This is a genomic window from Frankia tisae (assembly GCF_025403405.1).
Lineage (GTDB): Bacteria > Actinomycetota > Actinomycetes > Frankiales > Frankiaceae > Frankia > Frankia tisai.
Window position 1 is genome coordinate 1 of record NZ_JANEZT010000632.1, and the last position, 2,012, is coordinate 2,012.

The 2,012-nt window shown below is 74.3% G+C and carries 1 protein-coding gene; it reads right to left on the reverse strand.

The window, feature by feature from the left end:
• Nucleotides 1-1,621, reverse strand: a 1,621-nt coding sequence (locus tag NBZ85_RS30700; protein ID WP_261563376.1) for an ABC transporter substrate-binding protein, incomplete at its 3' end; no start/stop codon positions are given.
• Nucleotides 1,622-2,012: the final 391 nt, after the last annotated feature.

Here is a 2,012-nt window from a genome sequence, read left to right on the forward strand (position 1 = left end):
CCTTCCAGGTGTCGTGCAGCTGGATCCGGCTCGACGCCTCGAACGCCAGGCCGTGCACCTTCTTCGACACGCCGAGCTCAGTCTGCAGCTCGACGACGGGCACCGTGTAGGCGTTTGCCACGATGAGCCGCTGGGCGCGGTCGACCAGCGCGCGGCGCTTCGTCGGGTCGGGCTGCGCGGCCTGGTCGGTGAGCACGGTGTCCAGCTCGCTCGGCGCGAGCCGGTAGGTGTTCAGCAGCGTGGTGGAGAACGAGGTGCGCAGGATGTCCGGGTCGGCGCGGGTGATGTTGCCCCACAGCGCGTCGAAGTCGCTGGTCCGCTGGATCGCGCCGAACTGGGAGATCGGGATCTGGTGGAGCACGACGGTGACGCCGACGGCGCGCAGCTGCTGCTGGACGAGTTCCAGCGCCGGCTGGTTGGTGGCCGCGACGGGACCCCAGGTGATGGTCAACCGCAGCGGGACGCCGTCCTTACTGCGCACCCCGTCCGGGCCGGCCCGCCAGCCGGCCTCGTCGAGCAGCGCCCGCGCCCGCGCCTGGTCGAAGCGCAGTTGGGCGCCGAGGTCGGTGTAGTAGGGGGTGGTGTGCGCCAGCACGCTCGTCGCCGGCCGGGTGCCGGTCGGGAAAACGGTGTCAGCGATCTGGCCGCGGTTGACGGCGAACAGGATGGCCTGGCGCACCCGCGCGTCGCCCAGCAGCGGCCGGGAGTTGTTCAGCGACAGGCCGAACACGACGCCGGGGTTGGCCCGGGCCTGCAGGGCGACCCCGGCGCCGCGCAGCGCCGCCTCGTCGGCCCGCCCGACCGAGCCGATCGCGTCGAGCTGGCCGGACACCAGGCTGCCGGTGCGCACACCCGACTCCGGCACGATCCGGAACACCGCCGAGTCCAGGTACGCCTCCCCCTTCTTCGCCCACAGCGACGAGCCCCAGCCGTAGCCGGCCCGCCGCGTCAGGGTGATCGACTGGCCGGGGACGTACTTCGCCAGCGTGAACGACCCCGAGCCGGCCACACCCTGGCTGCAGCGCTGCTGCGGGGTCTTCGCCGCGCTGGCCGGCGACACCAGGCCGAGGGAGAACGTCGAGGATGCCTGCAGGAACTGCGCGTTCGGCTGGGCGAAGCCGACCCGGGCGGTGAGGTCGTCGACGACGGTGGTGCCGGTGTACCCGCTGAGGTAGCCGACGGCGAGCTGGCCGAGCACGCCGAGGTGGGGCACGGCGTCGAAGGTGGCCTTGACGGCGTGTGCGTCGACGGGCGCGCCGTCGCTGAACGTGGCGCCCGGACGCAGGTGGAAGGTGAACGTCCGCGCGTCCGGGCTGATCTCCCAGCTGCGCGCCAGCCACGGCACGATCGCGCCGGTGCGCGGATCCTGGTCGGTCAGCGAGTCGACGAGTTGGCGCATCGAGTAGATCGTGTCGTTGCTGCCGACCTGCTGCGGGTCGACGCAGCCGGCGTCGGAGCCGACCGCGAAGGTCAGGGTGCCCCCGGACCGGGGCGCTGCGGCGGCGGAGCCGGCGTCGGCAGACCCGCCCGAACCGCAGGCGGCGAGCAGGGTCGGGGCCACGGCGAGCGCGGCGAGGGCCGGTACCCACCGGAGGGGTCGGCGGCGGTGTGATCGATGCACGACGGTTGTCTCCTACAAGTCGCGGAAACCGTGGACGACCGCTCCACCCCCACCCCCACGCCCTCCGACGACGAGACGCCGATGCGGACGCCTCGGGTGCCCGAGGCTCCCCGCGCATCCGGGGCCCTGGCCTGGTCCGACCGCGCATCCGACGCCGCGCATCCGACGCGGCCACCCGGCGAAGGGTGCCTGGCGCCGGGCACGGCGTCCGGGCGTCCGGGCCCGGGGGCATCGCCGACGCGCGGCAGGACATCCCGGCCCGCCGGTCGGGCCCACGAGGAGCCCGGCCACACCTGGCTCGACGCCTGGATCCGGCCGCGGCCGCGAAGGCGGGTGCGGTGCGGCGGAGGCAGAGCGGGGTGGCGCAGAGCGGGGTGGCGCAGAGCGGGGG